This window comes from Streptomyces sp. PA03-3a, from assembly GCF_033792735.1.
In the GTDB taxonomy this organism is placed as follows: domain Bacteria; phylum Actinomycetota; class Actinomycetes; order Streptomycetales; family Streptomycetaceae; genus Actinacidiphila.
Genome location: NZ_JARAVM010000027.1, coordinates 44,584 through 64,865 on the forward strand (window position 1 = coordinate 44,584; position 20,282 = coordinate 64,865).

Sequence of the window (20,282 nt, forward strand, 5' to 3'; positions counted from 1 at the left end):
TCCGGCTTGGCCGCCGACACGGCAGCAGCGTGGCGAGTACCGCCTCGGCCAGGCCTGCGGGCGGTTGCCGTGCGGCACGCGCCTCGAAAGGTCGGGTCGCGCATTTGATCATAATCCGGTCATAATTACGCATAAATCCCAAGCCAGGTCGTGATGGCCTGGTGTGACCGAGGCGTGATCATTGGTATGAACGTGAAGGCCAAATACACGCTCGCCGCTGCTGCCGTCGGCTGGACGTTCCTCGCGTCCCAGTGGTCCGGCAAGGGCTGCGACTTCGTTCCACAGTCCTACGCTCTCGTGCTCTCTCATGGCCAGCCGAACGGCAGTGAGGGATGCAAGGCCGAGTCGGACGGGCCGCAGTACACCGACCAGTACGACAAATGACCTTCATGTGGGCTTTGGCGTAGAGGTCCCTGCGAAGTCCGGCCTGGGTGTGCTTCTGCCCCCGGCATGACTTGCTCGTCCGACCTGCGGGTTCGCTGGGCAGATGGAGTCCGGCGTGGAGCGCGGGGGCGGGGGCCGTCTTCGGTGGGCTGCCCCTCGATCGTGCGGCAGCGTCGCAGGCGGTAACGGGTGCGGACCCTCGCGCGGCCGCGATGTCGCGCGGAGTGCGGGCCGGGTCGCGTCGCGCCCCGCACGGCGCAATCGTGCGGCGGAATCCCGGGAAGCCGGCCGTGTGCTCGCGGGTAGCCCGTTCCCACATCCCTCACCGTGGCGGAGCCGGCCATTGCCTATACGCGAATAGGAGCATATGCTCCTATTGTAAGGAGTGGCCGCAGAGGCCACCTAGACAGAGCCGTCAGTGCAGCTCGGCCCCCCGGGGGCCGGCCCGGGGGGCTTTCCTGGGCCGGAAGCAGTCGGTCCCTCCGCCTGCTGAGCTCCGTCCACGGACACCACGGCGCCCGGAGCGCCGACCCCGCATCTCGAGAAGGAACCGCATCATGACCCTGGTGAAGGCAGCAGCCGTTCAGATCAGCCCCGTCCTGTACAGCCGAGCAGGCACGATCGGGAAGGTCGTGGACAAGATCCGGGAGCTGGGGCAGAGGGGTGTCCGCTTCGCGGTCTTCCCGGAGACCGTCGTCCCGTACTACCCGTACTTCTCCTTCGTGCAGCCGCCGTACCTCATGGCCAAGGAGCACCTGCGATTGATGGAGGAGGCGGTGACCGTGCCGTCCGCCGACACCGATGCGATCGGCGCGGCAGCCCGTGAGGCCGGCATGGTGGTCTCGATCGGCGTCAACGAGCGCGATGGGGGCTCCCTCTACAACACGCAACTGCTGTTCGACGCCGACGGTACGCTGCTCCAGCGGCGCCGCAAGATCACGCCGACGTACCACGAGCGCATGCTCTGGGGCCAGGGCGACGGCTCCGGGCTGCGTGCCGTCGACAGCGCGGTCGGCCGTGTCGGCCAGCTCGCCTGCTGGGAGCACTACCAGCCCCTGGCCCGCTACGCCCTGATCGCCGACGGCGAGCAGATCCACGCCTCGATGTTCCCCGGCGCTTTCGGCGGCCCGCTGTTCGCCGGGCAGATGGAGGTCGCCATCCGTCAGCACGCCCTGGAGGCGGCGGCCTTCGTGGTCAACGCCACCGCCTGGCTCGACGCCGACCAGCAGGCGCAGCTCGCCGCGGACACCGGTGCCCCGGCCGGGGTCTTCTCCCAAGGGTTCTTCACCGCCATCGTCGACCCCGAAGGCGGCATCATCGGCGAGCCGCTCACCTCAGGTGAGGGAGAGGTCATCGCGGACCTGGACCTCACGCTGATCGACCGGCGCAAGCGCCTGATGGACGCCCGGGGACACTACAGCCGCCCCGAATTCCTCAACTTGCAGATCGACCGCACACCCACCGCTCCGCTGCATGACCGCAGCAGCCACGCGCCGGTCCATCCCGTGCACGCATCTCGCGACGACCAGCACTCCGACGTCGGGGCCGCGGCGGGCCTCGGGGCGTTGCCTCTGTGAGGGGCCGCCTCCTGCCGGCGTCGGGTCCGGTGCGCGTGCGCGTGCCGGGACCTGGTGGGGCGTTGCTTCCGAACGGGCGTGTTGCTCTTCATCGGCCAGGAGGCTGCTCCCTGAGCGGCCGCTGCGCGGCCAGGAACAAGCTGGAGTCCTGCTGCGCGCCGACCAACGTGTCCTGGGCCAACGCCATCGAGGCGCACGTAGGGCCGAAGCGGCAGTTCATCCTCGCCAACTCGAGCCGCCCCAACCACACCTTCCAAGCCAGCGGCGCTGTGGCTCCACCTGAATCGGCGCGACCTGAAGCCCGCCTTCTCAACCCGGCGGCCTTACCGCCGCGCCGTGACCGTCGGCGCTCGGACACGAGCGGGCTCGCCGCAGGAACGAACCCTGTCAGGACTTCTCGGGTTTGCGGGCCAGCAGGCAGGCGCGCGGTCTGTTCCCCCGTCCCCCGGGCTCCTGCTCCAGCCTTGTGATGACCACCAGTCCGGCCTGCTCCAGCAGGCCGACCATATGGTCCAGTGGCAGGAGATACGACTCGTAGGACACCGGACGGCCGTAGCCCTGGGTCGGCTGCAGCCGTTCATCGCCGACATAGTCTCCCCAGAGCAGGAAGCCGCCGGGCGCGAGCGTGCGGCTGAACTCGGCGAACACCACCGGCAGCCACCGCGGGGGCGTGTGGTGGGTGGAGTACCAGGCCAGGATGCCGCCGAGCTCGTCGTCCGTCATCTCCAGGGCGGTCATCGAGCCCTCGGTGAACCGCAGGTCGGGATAGGCGCGCCGGGCCAGCCCGATCATCTTCGGCGAGAGATCGACGCCGAAGGCGGAGACTCCCAGCCCGGCCAGGTGCGCCGTCACGCGGCCGGGGCCGCATCCCAGGTCTGCGACCGGCCCCGGACCGGCCGTCCGCACGAGTTCGGCGAACCCGGCCAGCATCGCGCGTGACAGCGGGTCCATCGCGGCTGGGGGCGGGACACGTTCGACGTAATCAGCGGCGACCGTGTCGTACGACTCGCGCACGGCGGTCAGAAAGGAGGGCTCAGCCATGCGGGCGACCCTAGTAGACCAACGAACGGACAGGCCGTGTCAGGGGTTTGCCTGTCCGTCGTCCGCGCTTCTGCCGTTCTGCCATGGACCGTCCGACCAGAGAGTCCGAGCGTGCTCAGCCGGAAGGCCGTAGTGCGTCGCCCGACGATCCGGTCGATCACTCCGTGAATCGCGAGCAAGCGGGTGCCATCACCGGGTCCGGTACGTGCTGAGTGTCGTGAAGCTGATCGCGTTGCGCGCTTGGTGCTGGTGATCGGATCTTGGGCCGTGGGGTGGGTGACCGGGTGGTTACGGATTAGAGTTGTTGTGTTGTTGCTGGTCGGGGGCCGGCGTGTGGGTGGGGCGGGACAATGGTGTCCCAGGGGAGGGCCTGTTTTGCGATGAGTCGTCGCTCTGGTGGGTTGGTTGGAATCTGGGCTGAGGCGCAGCGTCAGCAGCAGCGGCAGGTGGAGGCCCAACAGCGGGCCCGGGTGCAGCAGCAAAGGAATGCGGAGCGGCAACAGCGTGCGTACGAGCGTGATCTGGCTCGGAGCCGACGTGAGCAGCAGGCGGCGTACCGGCAGCACCGGGAGGCCGATGCGCAGCGGCGCACGCGTGAGCTGGACGCCCGCGTCGAGGAGCTGCGGACCTTGCTGGGGGCCGGGTGCCGTGCGCCGGCGTTCCGGCTGGATGCTCTGGCGCGTTCCGAGGAGCTCGAGCCGTTCACGCCCGGCCAGCTGGCCTATCCCGTGGCGATGCCCGACCCGAATCAGTACCAGGCAGCGCAGGGCGGTTGGACGGCGAACCGACGGGCTCAGGCCCAGCAGGAAGCACGGGACCGGTACGAGCGTGACTGGCATGCAGCCCAGGCTGCCGAAGCCCAGCGTCAGCAGCAGTTGGCGGCCTATCGGCAGCAGTACGACGAGTGGGCGGCCGTTCGGCTGGCGGAGATCCGCGGCCACAACGCCGGCATCACGCAGCTGGCCGGCGCCGTTCGCAACGGGGACCCTGAGGCGGCTGTGGAGTACTTCTCGGCCGCCTTGTACGCCTCTGCCGGCTGGCCGGAGGGCCTGCCGCGCCGGCTGACTGCCGCGTACGACGCGCCCGCGCGGCAGCTGGTTGTCAACTGGGAGCTGCCCAAGTACGACATCGTCCCCGAGGCGAAGTTGGTGCGGTACATGCCCGGCGCGGACCAGGACAAGGAGACCGCCCGCCCTGTGGCGCAGCGCCGGGAGCTGTACCGCGATGTCCTCGCCCAATGCGTCCTGCTGGCGCTGCGGGACCTGTTTGCCGCTGACGAGTTCGCGGTTCTGGAATCGGTCGCACTCAACGGGTTCGTCGACGACCACGATCCTGCGACCGGTCAGCGCGCGGAAATCTTCGTGGCGACGGTGATGGCCACGCGTACGTCGTTTGCTCCGCTGAACCTGGAGCAGGTCAGCGCTGTGGACTGCCTGGCCGACGGGCTGCGCGGGCAGTTGTCACCCCGCCCTGACCAGCGCACCGCGATACGGCCGTACCGTTTGCCCGGCGATGTCGGCGGGACCGGCATCGTCAGCCACGGTGGGGAGGAGCCGGATCTCTACGAGATGGATCCGATCGCCTTCGAGTCGCTGGTGGCGGACCTGTTCCGCGCCATGGGCATGGACGCGGTGACGACTCAGCGTTCCCACGACGGCGGTGTCGACGTGCAGGCCGAGGATCCCGCCCCGATCCGCGGCGGGAAGATCGTCGTCCAGGTCAAGCGCTACCGCAACACGGTGCCGCCAAGCGCCGTGCGTGACCTGTACGGCACCGTGCAGGACGCCGGTGCAAACAAGGGCGTGCTTGTGACCACCTCCGGGTTCGGCCCCGGTTCGCACACGTTTGCCAATGGGAAGCCGCTGGAACTGATCGCGGGTGCGGAACTGGTGGACCTCCTGCACCGCCACGGACTGAGCGGCAGGCTCGGCGGCGCCGCTCCGAGCGCCCCGCCGCAACGGCCGGCGCCGGCAGAGACTGACGCCGGCTCATCACGCGACGACAACGTGCTGGGCATGTCGTGGTCGGGAAGTGTCGCCTTGGACGTGTGCGCCCTGGTGTGCCAGGGATCCCGGGTGTTGAGCGACGACCATTTCGTGTTCTTCAACAACCCGCAGACCCCGGACGGAAGTGTGCGGTCGGTGACCGCCCTCGTCCCGGACAAGGCCGCCCTGCGCGTGGCATTCGACGCGCTACCCGAGCAGGCGGACCGGCTCGTCCTTGCGGCGGCGATCGACCCCGTCATGAATCCTGAGGCAGACCTGTCGGGGTTCACCGACGCCTTTGTTCGGCTCCTGAGCTCCGATGGCGAGGAATTGGGCCGCCTCGAAGTATCCGACGGCCGCCGCGGTGAAACAGCCCTGGTCCTCGGGTCCTTCCGTCGCCGGGCCAGTGGTGACTGGGACTTCGTCATCGGAGGCAAGGGATACCCCGGTGGTCTGGAAGCCCTGGTGCAGGAGCACGGCATCGAGGTGTCGTAGCTGCCGGCTCCGTCTCCTGGCGGCGAGGCGCGTGGGGTACGCCGCGTACCTCCGCTGCTTCGGCGCGTGCAGTGGGGTTTCCTCCGCGGGAGCACCGCGACGCAAACCAGATGACTCAAGGCAGCGGCAACTGCAGAATGCCCCCCGTGGACGAGCCCTTGCCGCCCATAGGAAGGGCAGGAGCCTCGTGACTGCTGGTGACGCATCTTCGCCCCGGCCAACCGTTGCGTGCGCTCAGTGCGGAGAGCTGTACCAGCGGGCAGGTCGGGGCAATGGCGACTGGTTCCACTTCATGGTGGTCGAGATGTACCGTCGGCCGGACGGTCAGACCCAGGTCACCGGCCACTGGCGTGCGGGCGACTGGATAGACGGGATGTCGCTCGTGCTGCGCACGCGTGTTGGTCGCCGAGTGGCCATCACGGGAGCGAAGATGGAGCCACCGCTCAACAGTGCGTGCGAGGCTCGCGGACAACGGCGACTGGTCGTGCCCGAGCTCGACCTGCCGCAGTCGAGCGGTTGCATTCACGCCGCGAGGTGAGTCCCGGGGTGGCCCGCATCCGCAAACCGAGGGGTCGAAGTTCCTGGAGTTCTGCCGCTACTGCGCGCCCGGCGTTGGCACGGCCGCACGCCGCGCATCGTTCCGCTGTGGGATCGTCAATCGGTCCGGCTGCGGAGCCGCCGCGCCAGGGTGGGGATCACAGCGCCGCTGGGACGACGTGCAGCCCGAGGAGGGCGGTGGTGGTGCCGGCGTCTGCCCCGGAGAGGAGGGGCGGGACCAGCGAGACCACGTCAGCGACACGGTCGTCCACACGAATCGCTCGGCCCGGTGAGCACTCCGACGAAGGAACCCGACGGCGATGACGATGCCGACGACCGAGAAGAAGCCGGTCACCACGGCGAACCCGGTCAACGGGATCGTCTCGCCACCGTCTGGGACCTCGAAGTCGACGCCGACGGAGTGGGCAAGCGCAGCGGCGATGGTGGTGGCCGCCGTCGCCGCGAGTGCGGCGATGAAGCCGGTGCCGGCGAGCCTGCGCAGTCGGTGGGTGTGGCTGTTGCGGCCGCCCGACGCCGTTCCTGCGGCGACCCCTGTGTCATGCATGTTGCTCATCTCGTTCCTCCCCCATTCGGTGACGGGCATGTGACGGTCCTGCCCTTGGGGGTGACGATGCGCACCCTCGCCGTGCGACGACCGGGGGTGCGCAGGGCGCGGACGCCGGTGCCCCGAAGCCAGAACCCGGCGTCGTGTCCGAGGACCGGCCCGGGCTCGCCGTCGCGCAGTTCCCACTGCCACGCGCCCGCCGGTGACGATGCCGAACGCCTCGCGCCATTCCGACGCGGCCACCGCGACCCGTGCGCACCGCGCAGCGAGAGCGTCCGCACCGCGACTACTCCGTGCCGTCCGCCGCCAGGCGCTCCGGGAGCCCGAGCCGCGGGAACCGGTCGGCGTGGAAGATGACGATCTCGCTGATCAGCCCGCCGGTGACGCGCAGGACGTCGAGCGTGAGCGGCAGGTAGGCGCCGTCGCGCTCGTTCCAGAGGTAGAAGGCGACGGCGGGCTGCCGGTTCACCGATGTGGGGACGCCGCGCAGTCCCTTCATGCCCTCGAAACCGTCCTCGATCCAGCCGGTCACCACCGCGTCGCGGCCCAGGGACAGGCCTGGCGTGGGCGGCATCGAGCAGCGGACGTCGTCCCGGAGCATGTCGGCGAGCCGGCCGACGTCGGTGGCCACGCTGGCGTCCGTGAAGCGACGTACCAGCTCGCGCGTCCCGCCGACGCCCCTGCTCACGTCCGTCCCCAGGCCCCGCCACGTCGTGGCGGGGCCGAGTCGCAGGCCCCTGCCGTATCAGAATCAAAGTCTGAACACGGTGTATGGTTTCTTCTGTGATGCCGTGGCCGAGGCGGTGAGAGACGTCACCGGCCGGGCAAGGAACCAGTTCTTTTTGAAGGCAGGGCACATCCATGACGCTGATAACCACCCCGTTCGGGATGCGGGCCACCGCCGCTGAGGTACTCGATGGAGTCGATCTCAGCGGGCGCCGGATGATCGTGACCGGAGGGGCGTCCGGTCTCGGTGTCGAGACGGTGCGCGCGCTCGCCGGGGCGGGAGCGCAGGTCACGATCGCCACCCGGAACCCCGCCGACGCCGAGCCGCTGGTCAAGGAGCTGCCGGGCACGCGGGCCGTCGCACTCGATCTCGCCGACCTGGCCTCCGTCCGTGCCTTCTGCGACGGCTGGAGTGGGCCGCTCGACGGCCTCGTCGCCAACGCCGGTGTGATGATGCTCCCGACGCATCAGGTCAACGCACAGGGCTGGGAGATGCAGCTCGCCACCAACTACCTCGGCCACTTCGCCCTGGCGGTCGGCCTGCACACCGCTCTGCAGGCGGCCGAGAAGCCACGCGTGGTCGTGCTCAGCTCGGGCGCCCAGCTGCGGGCGGGGTTCGACTTCGACGACCCGCAGTTCGCACGGCGCCCCTACGACGCGTTCGTCGCCTACGCGCAGTCGAAGACCGCGGACGTGCTGCTCGCCGTGGGAATCAGCCGTCGGTGGGCCGAGCACGGAATCACCGCCAACGCCTGCGCGCCGGGGTGGATCCACACCAACCTGACCCGCCACATGGACCAGGCGACGATGCAAGCCATCGGTGCCATGGACGCGGACGGCAACCTGCTCACCCCCGACTACTTCAAGACCCCGGCCCAGGGAGCCGCCACCACGGTGCTGCTGGCCGCCTCGCCGCTTCTCGACGACGTGACAGGGCGGTACTTCGAGGACAATCAGGAATCGCCGGTCGTCGATGGTGGTCCCGACGTGATGGCGGGTGTCGCGAAGTGGTCGGCGGACCCGGCCGCCGCGGACCGGCTGTGGGACTACGCCCTCCCTGTGGTGCGCTGACCCGGAGACCGCCGTGCACAATGGGGGGCCGACCCGACGTCCGCGCGATCCGTCGGCAGGTCCCCCATCGGCGCGTGGCGGCTCCCACCTCGGGAAAGGTGGGGCGCCCGCTCCGGAGGATCACAGCCACCCCATCACGGACCTCCTTCGCCGAGCCGGGTCGATCCGAGGCACGACACACCCTGGAGGACGCCTGATGAGACCCGTGACCCGACGCCAGGCCGACAGCTACGCCGCGCGTTCGGCCGCGACCCGGACTCAGGTGACGTCCACCCTGGAGCGGCTTCTCGATTCCGGTACGGCCTTCTCCGACATCAGCGTCCAGAAGCTCCTGGAGGAGGCGGGCGTGTCGCGGGCCACGTTCTACGCCCACTTCCAGAGCAAGTCCGATGTTCTGGTGCGGCTCACCGACGGCCTGCGAGAGTCGCTGCTGACACTGGCACGACAGTGGGACCCAGCCGCCGGCGAGGACGGGGCGGACCGCTTCGCCCGCTTCTTCGAGGACGTCATCAGGATCCACCGCGCCCATCATGGCGTGATCACCGCCGTCCGGGAGGCGGCGGCGTACGACTCCGCGGTGGGCGACTTCTACACCGCCAATCTCGAAGGCTTCGAGGAGACGACGCTGCGCACGGTGCTGTCCGAGCAGGCCGCCGGCGCGACGACGGCGGACCTCGACGCCGTCTCCGCGAGCCGGATCATCGTCTGGGGCGGCGCCCAGGCGATCGCGCACCACATTCAGGTCGACGACGGCAGTCGTGACGCGGCCTTCGCCCGCGAACTCGCCCGGATCTGGTGGTACGGCGCCTACCGCCGCCCCACGGAGGCCGGACAGGGCACGGGGCGCGACTGAATCTCACGAGCCGAAGTCTTCCGGCCTTCGTCGCCGACCAGGCCGACGCCTTCGACGCGGCTTTCCCCGACGACGCCCCGGCCCGCCAGGACGCGCCGCGCTGCATGCTGCCGGGGCGGGTTCACCGGGTGGGCTTTGCGTCCTGCGTTCGGCGTCTGGTGTTCGGGGTGCGGAGTGGGCATCCGGATCTGGACGGCAGGCGGGAACCCCGGCGCCGAGCCGTGTGTCCAAGCCTTCCGTCCTGGCTCTGGTTCGGGGCAGGGGGCTCGGTGTGTGGTCGGTTCTGCTCAGCTCGTGAGGGGCGTCCAGCCGTCGCGTGCGTACCAGTAACGCGGCAGGCCCTCGATGCTGCTGGTGCGGAATGCCAGGCCGTGGTCGTCGATGCGTTCGGTGCCGGTGTGGCCCTGTGAGGACCAGTCGAGTTCCAGGTACCAGCGGCAGTCGCAGTGGGCCGTTCGGGCGTCGACCAGCAGTACCTCGGGGTCCTTTGAGGACACCCGGTAGGGCATGCGCAGCGCAGGGGTGCTTGTCGCGCGCTCACTGCCCGGGGACGGACGGGCGATCGGGCGGTCCATGTCCAGGTTCACGGTGAACGAGCGGGGGCTGATGTCGCTGCCGCAGCCCTGGCCTGTGGAGTAGACGGTGCCCTTCACCGGTGCGGCCCGCCCCACGACGCGGACCCGCAGGGCTTCCAGGACGACGGCTGCGTCGGTGCGCCCCTGCACCGAGATGCCCACGAGCGTGTGGCCGCCGTGCACCGCTCCTTGCGTACGCGCCCATGGGGCGGCGTCTTGCGGGGCCGGGGGCGGCGGCACCCGCTGGGGTGTCTTGTCGATGACGTAGTCGTGCAGGCAACCGAGTTCCCAAAGCTGGGAGTTCGCGGTCCAGGTGAGAGGCGGGGCGGCGGGGACGGCCGTGGCGGAGGAGTTCATTGACGGGTCCTGCGATGGGTTGCCCGCGGCGGGTGTCTTAGGCGAGGGCGTGCCGGGCGGTCGGCTGCGCGTGGGGGTGGCGGGTGGGGACGGTGCCGTGGAGCCGTGTCCTGCGCCCGCGCTCTTCGTGGTCGTCGTATCGGACGCCTGGTTGTCACCGGTGGTCCAGGAGAGCCCGGACGGCAGGGCGGCCAGGGTGCCCAGGGTGGCGATCAGCGCGGTCACGACAGCTGCGGTGACCGCCGTGCGGCGCCTGCGCCGGGGCGGCCGCGAGGCGGGGCGCGGCGCTGGGTCGTGCTCGTGAGACGGGTCGGCAAGGCTCTCTGCGGTGGTCTGCCGGCGGTCGTGCGGTGGGTTCGACGCTTCTGCGGGCGCCGGGTCGTCGGCCGTCGTGGAGACGGCGTCGGCGGCCGCAGCGGAAGCGGGCTGGTCCGCCCCGCCCGCCGAGGGGCTTCCGCCGTCGGCCGGGCGGCTTACGGCGTCCTCCGTGACGGACTCGGTCGCCGTGCGGGACCGTTGCCGTGCCGCAACCGCCAGGACCCACCGCCGGTGCAGCTCGATCCGCTCGGCGGCACTGGCCTGACACATCGCGGCGAACCGTTCCACGGGTGCGAAGCCGAGCGGCACGGCGTCCCCCGCGCAGTACCGGTGCAGCGTCGAGGCGTTCATGTTCAGGCGGCGCGCGAGGGCCGCGTAACTGCGGTCGGTGCGGGCCTTCAGACGCCGCAGCAGCGCCGCGAATTCCTCCACCTCGTCCTGGGACGGCACCGCTTCCCCCTGTCTCGCGTCCCAGGACGGCATCCCAGGCACTCCCTATAAGGAGAGGTCAACAGGCCTGGGACGGTTCCACCGTTGCGGATGGGGCTCCGTGCGTTGTGCCCGGACCGCGCCGGCGCCGACGCTCGTGGTGTCGCCGGAGCCGCCCCTGCACCAGGTGGGTCGAGGGAGCTGCCCCGCGAACAGCGACGCACATCCGAACCCATCGAATCGGGGAAGCACACTGATGAAGAGCAACACGACCGCCCGCAAGCACGTCCGCCGCACCGCTTTGATCGCCGGTGTCGTCGCCGCCGTGGCCCTCCCGCTGTGGCTCACCGCGTCGGCACAGGCGTCCGCCCCTGCCCCCGCCAAGGTGTCCGCCGTCGCGCCGCGGTCGGTCAGCGGCACGCCCGGCCAGGCGATGACCCGGGTCGCGGACTTCTACGGCGCGTACATCGACGCGAAGGGGGACTACGAGGACCCGGACGGCACCCTGGCCACGGTGCTTCGCAATCACTACCTGACGCCCGACTTCGCCCGGCGCCTGGCGGCCTGGGAGGAGGAGAACGGGGTGGACGGCGTCCTGCGTGCCCAGAACGTCCCGGCGCGCTGGACCGTGACCGACAACGGCGCTGTGGGCAACGGCCACGAGGTCATCGTCACGCTGACCTTCGGCAGCGGGGGAACGACGCAGAAGATCAAGCTCTTCGTGCTGCTGGAGCGGTACGACCACATCGTCGACATCAGCACCGCGAGCAGCAGCTGACGGCACAACCGCGCCGCCGGGTGCCTCCCGTCCGGGGCCTGGGCCCCAGGACGGGAGGACGGATGCCCTACCGGGACCGGGTACCGTCCCGCTCTCGATCTTCGGGGGCGCCTGCCCCCGGGCGGCCCGCCCTGCCCACACAGGCTCCACCGACTGCTCGGGCGCGTCGTGACGCGATCGGTGTACGGCGTCGGTGCGACACGGTGAACGGTGGCGCGGCCGGCAGACACCCTCTGTCGGGACGATGAGCAGGAGGACCACGAGGGGCCCGACCGCAGCGCGGTGGGGCCCCTCACCAGTGCCGTCTTCCGCGTCCGTCGTCGCCACGCCGCTGCGGGACCGGCCCTGGCTCGCTCGCCTGATCCGGCGTACTTCCTGGCGCCACTGTTCGGCGGCCGGCTTTCCGGCCATTGTGCGGCTGCGGGGGAACGCCCGGGCCGGGTTCGTGCCGTTCCCGCAGTTCGGCGAGGGTATCCGCCTCCTTGGCACCACGAACGCCCGGCGAGCCGGTCAGCGCGTGCAGATCTGCCGCAAACAACCCGGGAGTACGCGGCCCACACGGCGCGCGTCGCTGCCCCGCACTGCCCTCGCCCCCGTCGGCCTCCCCCCGTGAAGAGGAGAAGCCGGTGGGGTGTTGCGTCAGGCGGTGTCCGTGATGCCGTTCTGGAGCCGGTCCACAGGCACGACGCCCGGCCGGCCCGCGGTTTTCCGCGCCTTTCGGCGACGCCCCGCTCGATCGGGTTCGTCCCGCCGACAACGACCGCGCTCTGGCTGTTCCAGCCGTGCGCCCCCCGCTGCCGGCTGTCTGCCGCAGCCCGCGCCGTGATGACGGGGCGGTACGACGCCGCCGCACGACCGCGCGGAGTCTGAACGCTCTTTTCGCCCACGTCAAGTCCCGTGTTGTCGGAACGTGACCCCGGCACTGTGGCCGGGCCTAATGGAGATACGGGCCTCGCCGGACAGGAAATACGAGGCAGGCCCCGGCAGCAGGAATCAACGACCAAATTTCCCGTTGTCGGTCCGGATATTTCTCCGGCAATCCCATTGAATTCTCTTTTCTGAGGAGTTCCGTCATGTTTCACAGCACTCAGAGTTCTGGTCAGGTTCGTTCCCCGCGGCGTGGGCTTCGAGCGGTGGTGCTCTTCGCTTCGGCTGGTTTGATCTCCGGAGCCATCGCACTGCCGGCCTCGGCGGCGACGGTGGAGGTGAGCAGGAGCACCACCGCCGCGGCAGCTGTGGTGACCGACGGCGGAAAGGGCGGCGAGGGCGGCGCGGGGGGCAGCAGCGTGTTCGGTCCCGGCGGGTCCGGTGGCTCCGGTGGTTCCGGCGGGGGCAGCGTCTTCGGCAACGGTGGGGCGGGTGGGACCGGTGGTGCCGGTGGCGGCAGCGTCTTCGGCCCCGGCGGGGGCGGCGGTGGCGGGGGTGGCGGCGGCGAAAGCGTCTTCGGGAACGGCGGCAGGGGCGGCAACGGTGGTTCCGGCGGGGGCAGCATCTTCGGCAACGCCGGTAACGGCGGCGGCGCGGGCTCCGGTGGGGGCAGCGTCTTCGGCGCGGGAGGTGGCGGCGGCAACGGAGGCTCCGGCGGGAACAGTGTCTTCGGCGACGGCGGGAACGGCGGAAAGGCCGGCGGCGGTGGCGGCAGCGTCTTCGGCCCCGGTGGTTCCGGCGGTGTCGGTGGCGCCGGCGGAATCAGCATCTTCTGAGCACCCTTTGCGATCCCCTGGCGACCCGTTGCGGACGGCCCGCACCCTCCGTGAGGTGCGGGCCCCGCACCCTCAGTCCCGTCCCGGCCTGGCCCCTGGGGCCGGGACGGGACCCGAAGTCCCTCTCCGACGGATGTGGAGAAGCCGATGCAGTCACATCGTGTATGGAAGCGTCCTTTGGCCCTGGTGGTGATGGCGGCCGCGGTCGCCGGTGGCGGTGCCTGCTCGTTCCAGGGCTCGTCCTCAGAAGCATCGCCCGCACAGACCCGCCACGACGGCAGCCCAGGCGGGGACGGTGCTCGCGGAAGCGACTCCGTCGCCGGTCTTCTGGCGGGCTGCGCCCGCGGCGGGGAAGGCGGCCAGGGCGGCCGGCCCGGCGAGCCGGGGCAACCGGGCCGGCCGGGCGAGCCGGGTGGGGCCGCGTGTCTGCGGCTCGCTGACCTGCCGTCCGAACCCGCAGAGAGGCTGTCGGCGGTGGACAAGGCGCGGATCGTCCTGACCGTGACGTCCGGCCGTGCCACCCGCGCCGAGGTCGCCGAGAAGTACAAGGTGCCCGAGAAGACGTTCGACGTATGGAAGGAACAGGTTCTGGACGGTGACTGGCTCGGGTTGTCCGGCCGGGGTTTCCCCTTCTCGACCTGATGCCCCGGGCGTGCGGGCGACCGTGAGCCCCGAACCCGCCGATATGCCCCGGCCCGGTGCGGCCGGGGCATTCGGATGCGACGCCGTCGAACGAGTCATCAACCGGCTCAAGCAACGTTCGGCAACGTTGCGGTCCTTCAATTGAACGGCATCGAAGACTGGGGGGCGCGTGGTCGGGTGCCTGCCGATCCCCGGTGCTGCCGGTTGGCCCGATATCAAGTCGGTGCGGGTCGCCGCGGTGGAGCGGACCGGGCCGGTCGCCTGTCCGGCTGCGACGGGCAGCGGCTCCCGTACCTACGCCGGGTGGGGGACCGCTGTCGTGTCCGGGGTCAGGGCAGGCGGGCAAGGGACCTTGGCGGCGGCCTGCTCAGGTGAGGTGTGCGTATGCTGCTTTTCTCGCCACGTAGACGGTGTTGGCCGCTGTGCCTGATTGGAGCGGGTTGTCGAATTCGACGACGTGGGCTTCCGATTCCGCGAAGACTTGTGTGAGTACGGCGGTGAAGTTCTCGTCCGGCGCGTCGTTGGACCACAGGGCGAAGATGCCGCCCGGGTGGAGGTGTTCGGCGAGTGCGCGTAGTCCTGCGGGTTGGTAGAGCGCGGCGTGGCGTGGGTGGAGAACATGGCGTGGTGAGTGGTCGATGTCGAGCAGGATGGCCTGGAAGAGACGGTCCGGTGTCCGGGGGTCCAGGCCGTGCGGGTCGCCGGCCATCGCGAAGAAGTCACCCTGGACGAGCCGGCAGCGGGGGTCCGACGCCAATCGGGCGCCGAGCGGCACCATGCCGCGTTGATGCCATTCGATGACCTCGGCAAGCGCCTCGACCACGACGAGCGAGCGCACCCGTGGGTCGTCCAGTGCCGCCTTTGCCGTATACCCGAGGCCGAGCCCGCCCACTGCGACGTCCAGTTCGGTACCCGGTGCTTCGGCCAGGCCGAGTCGGGTGAGGGCGATCTCGCCTGCGGTGAAGAGGCTGGACATCAGGAACTCGTCACCGAGCTTCACCTCGTACACGTCGCTGCCGGTCTCCGGGTCTCGCCGACGGCGCAGACTGATGTCGCCCATGGGCGTGGGGCGCCAGTCGATCTCCTCGAAACGCGCGCTCATCGGTTGACCTTCCTCATCACCGGTGCCGGCGAGCTGCGTGGCCGGGCCATCGCAGGTCGTGGTGACGATCCGTGTGATGCATCGAACGGGGGCACCGCCCGCAGCTTATGCCGCCCGGTGAATCCGCAGCCGTGGTGAGGGCCTTCGGGATGGCGGCGTGTCGCTGCACCATGTGGTCGGGGTTGCCGCTTTCGCAAACCTGCGAGGAGAAGCACCCGGTGCCCGCCCATTGACGCGAGTCCGTCTGGCCCCCGGCACCGGACACCAATACGGCATACCTCACCTCCCCGCAGCCGGCGGTGGGAACGTCGCCACTGCCGACAGCGTGGGCGCTTGGGAGGTTCGGCCCTTGAGAACGTCATTTCCACGGGCTTCGAGCGGTGCCGCACGACTTCCAGTAGGACTGACTCGGCGCCTCGGGACATGGCCACCGCCGAGCCGTGAAGGCGTGGTGGAGGGGTTCCGATCGTGCAGCAGACCTGAGTGACGGTTGAATGAGGTGTGCCCAAGAGCGACGACTACGCGAGAACGAGCGCCAGACTGACCATGTGGGGGTGTCTTGCCGGGATGGTCGTGGCTCTCGCCATTCCAGTGTTGATCTTCGTGGGCGTCCTGCTGTGGGGGATGCCGACCCCGTAGGATTCCGTGGCTGTCAGACCCCGGGTCGGCGTGGCCGTGACGGTCGCGGGTGGAGCGGGGCAGGCGCTATTCCACTTCCCCGCCCACAAGTACCAACTCCACGAGTGCCGGCAAGTAGGGCATCAGAAGGACGATCGCGGCACCGGCAACGAGCGCGAGTATCAGCAGGATCACGCCTGCAGATCCACGAACGCCAAGGGGTACGTTCGCAGTTGGGTCTTCGTCAGTCACAAGTCCTCGCCGAAGGTTCCTGGCCGGTGTCCCCTCGATCCTGCCTTGGCGCGCGGGCCTCCGCCAGAACATGCGGGAGGTCAAGGAGAATCGCGGTGCGCAGGGGGACACGCCGCCCACTACGTCCGAGGTGGGGAATCCACAGGTCAGGCCGCTGATCGTCCCGCCTCGCTCCTGAAGCGGCGGTACCAGAACCCGTTTGCGACCGCGCGTCCTCGAGCGGTCGGTACGGCGTCGGCGCTCTCTGCACCCGACGACTCACAGCACGCCGTCATACGGATGGGCAACGACGAAGATCACGTATGCTACCGAGGCTCCGCTTCCGGTCAGGGAAAGCGCAATGCCGGCTGTAGCCCGAGACCTACTCGCCTGTGTACGTACTGCTGCCCGGAATTCGATGACGCCTCGTACCAGACCGGCCATCCCACCCCGCGCGAGCGCGGCCGCGGGATCTCCGCCCGGCTCGGAGCCGGTCCCGGCGGGGCGCGTTCCGTGGACGTCCACACGGCCCGGCGGGTGCTGCGTCACCTGCAACACGTGGACGAGAGCATCCAGGGGCTTGCCCGGACCTTGGAACTGCCCGTCCGTGACGCCCCGTAGAGCGGGCACCGCCAGGTCCTCGCCCAGCGGTGCGAACGGCTGCCGGCGCCGTGGCCCCTCGCGGGCTCGAGGGCCGTGAGATATTCCGCTTCCCGCGGTCACCGTTCGCGGCAGGTCGACGTACCGGGCCCGAGCCTGGCAAGGTCAGCACCGGCATTCACGGCGCAGGGGAGCGGAAGTGGCAGGGACGAGCGGCCGCACGGCGAGTGGGAAGCGGGGTCCGCAGGCCGTTCGTTCGGACACCGCGGACCATGCGCGTGTCCGGGACGACGGGCGCCGCGGCGGGTTCTGGGACCGGATCACCGCGGTGTACCCGGCCCGACAGGGCCGGGAGGCGGCGCGGTCCGGTCGGCCCGCCGGTACACCGTGATGGCAGCCCGCTGCTCGAGGCACTCGGCCTCCCGCCTTCGACTGCCGCTCGCCAACCCCTGGGTGGTGGACGCGGCGCTGATGCTGCTCGTTCAGGCGGCCGAGACGATCCCGTTCGTCGTGCCGCGTGCGCCGTCACTGCCGCCCGCCACCTGGGCGTCGTACGGTCTCACGACGCTGGGGGTGCTGCCGCTGCTGTGGCGGCGCAGGGCGCCGGTGACCGTCCTCGCCGCGGTCCTCGCCGCTCAGGTGCTCTACCGGTTCACGCTCGACGGGCCGGGGCAGCCCCTGCCGTACAACGCGTTGGTGGCGCTCTACACGGTCGCCGAGCTGACCCCGGCAAGGTGGCGCATCCCCGTGGGTGCGGGAACGCTGGTGCTGATCTTTCCGTCGGTGGCGCTGAACTCCGGTGAGGCCAGGGAGCTGCTGTTCTCGCTGTTCCTCTTCGGCGCGGCCTACGGATTCGGCCGTCTCACGCACACCCGGAAGGCCTACACGGCGGCCCTGGAGGACCGGGCGACCCAGCTGGAGCGGGCGAACCGCATCGAGGCGGAGCAGGCGGCGGCGGCCGAACGGGCCCGGATCGCACGGGAGATGCACGACATCCTCTCGCACGCGGTGAGCCTGATGGTCGTGCAGGCCGAGGCCGGCCCCGTCGCGGTCCGGACGGCGCCGGAGCGGGCCGAGGCGGCCTTCGAGGTCATCTCCGAGACGGGACGGGACGCGATGACGCAGCTGCGCCGGATGCTGGGGGTGCTCAGGCAGGACACGGGAGCGCCGGAGCCCGCGTCCCGCAGACCCCTGCCCGCTCTCGCCGATCTTCCGCTGCTCGTGGAGCAGGTGGCCTCGGGCGGCCTCGCCGTCGATTACGTGACCGTCGGTCCTCCGCGATCGCTGCCGCCCGCCACCGAGGCGACCGTCTACCGGATCGTGCAGGAGTCGCTGACCAACGTGGTCAGACACGCGTCGGCCGAATCCGCGACCGTGCGCGTGGAGTTGGGTGCCGAGACCGTGGAGGTCACGGTCACCGACAACGGCAGGGGAGCCCCGGTCGGCTCCGGGGGCCGGCCGGACAGGAGCACGGGGCACGGCCTGATCGGGCTGCGCGAGCGCGCCGCGGCGCTCGGCGGGACCGCCGAGACGGGCCCGGGCCCGGACGGCACAGGGTTCCGGGTGAGAGTGCGGTTTCCGCTGGCCGACGTCTTCACGGAGGTGGACGGGTGACCATCCGGGTGGTGGTGGCCGACGACCAGGAACTGGTACGCAGCGGCTTCGCCATGATCCTCGACGCCCAGCCCGGCATCGAGGTGGTCGCGGAGGCGGCGGACGGCGCCGAGGCCGTGGAGGCCGTGCGACTCCAGGGCGCGGACGTGGCGCTCCTCGACATCAGGATGCCGGGCACGGACGGCATCGAGGCGTGCCGCGCCATCAGCACGGCAACCGACTGCCGGACGATCATGCTCACCACCTTCGACTCCGACGAGTACGTGTACGAGGCGCTGCACGCTGGGGCGAGCGGCTTCCTCCTCAAGGACGTCAGGCGCGACGACCTGGTCCACGCGGTGCGCGTGGTCGCCGAGGGCGAATCCCTGCTCGCCCCCACGGTGGCGCGCCGGCTGGTCGAGGAGTTCAGGAGCCGGCCCCGGCCGGCGTGGGCACCTTCCTCGGCCGCGCTCGACACGTTGACCACCCGTGAGCGCGAGACCCTGCTGCATCTGGCCCGGGGACTGTCCAACTCCGAGATCGCGGCCGCGCTGACGGTCAGCGAGCACACCGTGAAGACCCATGTCGGCAACGTGCTGGCCAAGCTGGGGCTCAGGGACCGCATCCAGGCGGTCATCTGCGCCTACGAGACCGGGCTCGTGACGGCAGGGGCACCGGCCGCCGCCGGGCTCCCGGCAGACGATCCCTCGGCCGGGGGAGACGGATCCGCCGGATCCCCCGCGGGGGTGAGTCGACGGCCGCACCAAGACCGCTCGCCCGGGCGATCCCCTCGGGGGCTGTGATCAACAGGATGGCAGGCAACGGCGGCACGCGCCGTTTCCCGTCGTCAGGAGATCACCCGATGAACGCCCGCACCCGTACCGCCCTGGCCGTCCTCCTCGCCCTGAGCGCCGCGGCCTTCCCCGTGACACAGGCGGCGGTGGCATCAACCGCGCCGCCGTCGCCGTCCACGTGTACCTCCGCCGCGGACACGGGCGGGCTCGACACAGCGGCGTTGTGCGCGGCGCTCGGCTCCCTGCCCGACTCCGACACCACCGCCGCACTCGTACGCGTCGGTGGAACGGACGGCACCTGGCGCGGCAGCGCGGGCGTGCACGACCTGGACACCGCACGCCCGGCCGATCCCCGAGGCCGGTTCCGGGCCGGCTCGGTGACGAAGGTCTTCACGGCAGCGGTGGTTCTGCAGCTCGCCGCCGAGCGAAAGGTGGACCTCGGCGCGCCCGCACGCCGCTACCTGCCGGCTCTGGTCCCCGCGGCGTACGGGGACGTCACGGTGCGGCAGTTGCTCGACCACACGAGCGGCATCCCGGCGGCCGACATGCCGGGCGGCACCGTCGAGGAGGCCTACGCCCACCGATTCGATCTGCACCCGCCCGAGAGCATGGTCGAGAACGCGACCGCCAAGGCACCCGAGTTCGCGCCCGGCACGAAGCAGCACTACCTCAACATCAATTACACCGTGCTCGGTCTGCTCATCGAGAAGGTCACCGGACGCCCCTACGCCGAGGAGGTCGGCCGCCGCGTCCTGCGGCCGCTGCGGCTTCGGGACACCTCTTACCCCGGCACCGATCCGCGCATCGAGGGGCCCCACAACCACGGCTACCAGCGCTTCGCGCACCCCGACGGTACGACCGAGCTCCGCGACGTGACGACATGGGGCCAGACGGAGAGCTACGCGGCGGGCGACATCATCTCCACCACCGCCGACCTGGAACGGTTCCTGCGGGCGCTGTTCACCGGCCGCGTGGTGCCCCGGCCGCAACTGGAGGAGATGTTCACCCTGCCGGCGGCGTCGGTGCGCGAGTACGGTTCCGGCGCCCCGGCCTCCTACAGTGCTGGGCTGTCCGTGATCACACTCGGCGGCCGCGAGGTCTGGGGCAAGACGGGCAGCCGGTACGGCTACACCAGCGCCATCGCCGCCACCCGCGACCTGTCGCGCACGATGGTGCTCGACGTCGGAGCAACGGACGCGAAGGGCGAGGACATGAACTCCACAGAACTGGCCCTGATCGTGGCGGCGTTCGGCGCTCCGTCCGCTTGAGCGCGCCGGTGCCCTGACCCGTCACCCGGTGCCTGTGGCC

Annotated in this window: 17 protein-coding genes; 12 read left to right on the forward strand and 5 right to left on the reverse strand. The window is 70.6% G+C overall.

What is annotated here, in order from left to right:
- Positions 1-186 precede the first annotated feature (186 nt).
- Both PV342_RS28670 and PV342_RS28675 read left to right on the forward strand, forming a co-directional pair.
- The gene (locus tag PV342_RS28670; protein ID WP_158689664.1) at positions 187-384 is read left to right on the forward strand and encodes a hypothetical protein; all 198 of its coding nucleotides are present in this window, start codon (positions 187-189) and stop codon (positions 382-384) included.
- A gap of 557 nt (positions 385-941) precedes the next feature.
- Positions 942-1,961 carry a nitrilase-related carbon-nitrogen hydrolase gene (locus tag PV342_RS28675; RefSeq protein WP_400806178.1) on the forward strand — a complete coding sequence of 340 codons (1,020 nt, stop codon included), beginning with the start codon at positions 942-944 and terminating at the stop codon, positions 1,959-1,961.
- 387 nt (positions 1,962-2,348) lie between these two features.
- On the opposite strand, the gene PV342_RS28680 is transcribed toward PV342_RS28675, so the two are convergent.
- Positions 2,349-3,002 (reverse strand): class I SAM-dependent methyltransferase, encoded by a 654-nt coding sequence (locus PV342_RS28680; protein WP_500319190.1) that lies wholly within the window; start codon positions 3,000-3,002, stop codon positions 2,349-2,351.
- 380 nt (positions 3,003-3,382) lie between these two features.
- Here PV342_RS28680 and PV342_RS28685 point away from each other — a divergent pair, with 380 nt between their 5' ends.
- Together PV342_RS28685 and PV342_RS28690 are read left to right on the forward strand one after the other, a co-directional pair.
- Entirely contained in the window at positions 3,383-5,482 is a 2,100-nt protein-coding gene (locus PV342_RS28685) for a restriction endonuclease (RefSeq protein ID WP_400804946.1), read from the forward strand.
- Between the two features lie 292 nt (positions 5,483-5,774).
- Entirely contained in the window at positions 5,775-6,020 is a 246-nt protein-coding gene (locus tag PV342_RS28690) for a hypothetical protein (protein ID WP_400804949.1), read from the forward strand.
- 57 nt (positions 6,021-6,077) lie between these two features.
- On the opposite strand, the gene PV342_RS28695 is transcribed toward PV342_RS28690, so the two are convergent.
- Together PV342_RS28695 and PV342_RS28700 are read right to left on the reverse strand one after the other, a co-directional pair.
- Positions 6,078-6,623, reverse strand: coding sequence for a DUF6069 family protein (locus PV342_RS28695; RefSeq protein ID WP_500319193.1), 546 nt, complete (start codon positions 6,621-6,623; stop codon positions 6,078-6,080).
- Between the two features lie 247 nt (positions 6,624-6,870).
- Entirely contained in the window at positions 6,871-7,272 is a 402-nt protein-coding gene (locus tag PV342_RS28700) for a sigma-70 family RNA polymerase sigma factor family protein (protein ID WP_500319194.1), read from the reverse strand.
- Between the two features lie 173 nt (positions 7,273-7,445).
- On the opposite strand from PV342_RS28700, the gene PV342_RS28705 reads away from it, so the two are divergent.
- Together PV342_RS28705 and PV342_RS28710 are read left to right on the forward strand one after the other, a co-directional pair.
- Positions 7,446-8,381 (forward strand): SDR family NAD(P)-dependent oxidoreductase, encoded by a 936-nt coding sequence (locus PV342_RS28705; RefSeq protein ID WP_500319196.1) that lies wholly within the window; start codon positions 7,446-7,448, stop codon positions 8,379-8,381.
- 196 nt (positions 8,382-8,577) lie between these two features.
- Complete coding sequence (locus PV342_RS28710) at positions 8,578-9,234, forward strand: TetR/AcrR family transcriptional regulator (RefSeq protein ID WP_400804960.1); 657 nt, start codon at positions 8,578-8,580, stop codon at positions 9,232-9,234.
- Between the two features lie 287 nt (positions 9,235-9,521).
- On the opposite strand, the gene PV342_RS28715 is transcribed toward PV342_RS28710, so the two are convergent.
- Complete coding sequence (locus PV342_RS28715; RefSeq protein WP_500319198.1) at positions 9,522-10,934, reverse strand: helix-turn-helix domain-containing protein; 1,413 nt, start codon at positions 10,932-10,934, stop codon at positions 9,522-9,524.
- A gap of 235 nt (positions 10,935-11,169) precedes the next feature.
- Here PV342_RS28715 and PV342_RS28720 point away from each other — a divergent pair, with 235 nt between their 5' ends.
- From PV342_RS28720 to PV342_RS28730, 3 genes are all read left to right on the forward strand, one after another.
- The gene (locus PV342_RS28720; protein ID WP_500319200.1) at positions 11,170-11,691 is read left to right on the forward strand and encodes a hypothetical protein; all 522 of its coding nucleotides are present in this window, start codon (positions 11,170-11,172) and stop codon (positions 11,689-11,691) included.
- Positions 11,692-12,896: 1,205 nt separating this feature from the next.
- Positions 12,897-13,394: a hypothetical protein gene (locus tag PV342_RS28725; protein ID WP_234018497.1), complete on the forward strand. Its 498-nt coding sequence runs from the start codon at positions 12,897-12,899 to the stop codon at positions 13,392-13,394.
- A 135-nt stretch (positions 13,395-13,529) separates the two neighbouring features.
- On the forward strand, positions 13,530-14,036 hold the full coding sequence (locus PV342_RS28730) for a DUF1153 domain-containing protein (RefSeq protein WP_500319201.1): 507 nt from the start codon (positions 13,530-13,532) through the stop codon (positions 14,034-14,036).
- A 367-nt stretch (positions 14,037-14,403) separates the two neighbouring features.
- On the opposite strand, the gene PV342_RS28735 is transcribed toward PV342_RS28730, so the two are convergent.
- A complete protein-coding gene (locus PV342_RS28735) occupies positions 14,404-15,138 on the reverse strand; it encodes a polyamine aminopropyltransferase (RefSeq protein WP_500319203.1) in 735 nt (244 codons plus the stop codon).
- A 1,839-nt stretch (positions 15,139-16,977) separates the two neighbouring features.
- Between PV342_RS28735 and PV342_RS28740 the strand changes: the two genes are divergently transcribed.
- From PV342_RS28740 to PV342_RS28750, 3 genes are read left to right on the forward strand one after another with little or no spacing between them, the layout of a single operon-like run.
- Positions 16,978-18,201, forward strand: coding sequence for a sensor histidine kinase (locus PV342_RS28740; RefSeq protein WP_400804979.1), 1,224 nt, complete (start codon positions 16,978-16,980; stop codon positions 18,199-18,201).
- Entirely contained in the window at positions 18,198-18,983 is a 786-nt protein-coding gene (locus PV342_RS28745; protein WP_400804981.1) for a response regulator, read from the forward strand. Before PV342_RS28740 ends, PV342_RS28745 begins: the two co-directional genes overlap by 4 nt.
- 59 nt (positions 18,984-19,042) lie before the next feature.
- A complete protein-coding gene (locus PV342_RS28750; protein ID WP_500319205.1) occupies positions 19,043-20,242 on the forward strand; it encodes a serine hydrolase domain-containing protein in 1,200 nt (399 codons plus the stop codon).
- Positions 20,243-20,282: the final 40 nt, after the last annotated feature.

What these genes read in the sequence shown, in the direction of transcription:
- PV342_RS28720 (WP_500319200.1), top strand. Translation starts at nt 11,170, where the DNA reads ATGAAGAGCAACACGACCGCCCGCAAGCACGTCCGCCGCACCGCTTTG.
- PV342_RS28705 (WP_500319196.1), top strand. Translation starts at nt 7,446, where the DNA reads ATGACGCTGATAACCACCCCGTTCGGGATGCGGGCCACCGCCGCTGAG.
- PV342_RS28680 (WP_500319190.1), bottom strand. Translation starts at nt 3,002, where the DNA reads ATGGCTGAGCCCTCCTTTCTGACCGCCGTGCGCGAGTCGTACGACACG.
- PV342_RS28675 (WP_400806178.1), top strand. Translation starts at nt 942, where the DNA reads ATGACCCTGGTGAAGGCAGCAGCCGTTCAGATCAGCCCCGTCCTGTAC.
- PV342_RS28670 (WP_158689664.1), top strand. Translation starts at nt 187, where the DNA reads ATGAACGTGAAGGCCAAATACACGCTCGCCGCTGCTGCCGTCGGCTGG.
- PV342_RS28740 (WP_400804979.1), top strand. Translation starts at nt 16,978, where the DNA reads ATGGCAGCCCGCTGCTCGAGGCACTCGGCCTCCCGCCTTCGACTGCCG.
- PV342_RS28690 (WP_400804949.1), top strand. Translation starts at nt 5,775, where the DNA reads ATGGTGGTCGAGATGTACCGTCGGCCGGACGGTCAGACCCAGGTCACC.
- PV342_RS28695 (WP_500319193.1), bottom strand. Translation starts at nt 6,623, where the DNA reads ATGCCCGTCACCGAATGGGGGAGGAACGAGATGAGCAACATGCATGAC.
- PV342_RS28750 (WP_500319205.1), top strand. Translation starts at nt 19,043, where the DNA reads ATGAACGCCCGCACCCGTACCGCCCTGGCCGTCCTCCTCGCCCTGAGC.
- PV342_RS28685 (WP_400804946.1), top strand. Translation starts at nt 3,383, where the DNA reads ATGAGTCGTCGCTCTGGTGGGTTGGTTGGAATCTGGGCTGAGGCGCAG.
- PV342_RS28735 (WP_500319203.1), bottom strand. Translation starts at nt 15,138, where the DNA reads ATGAGCGCGCGTTTCGAGGAGATCGACTGGCGCCCCACGCCCATGGGC.
- PV342_RS28710 (WP_400804960.1), top strand. Translation starts at nt 8,578, where the DNA reads ATGAGACCCGTGACCCGACGCCAGGCCGACAGCTACGCCGCGCGTTCG.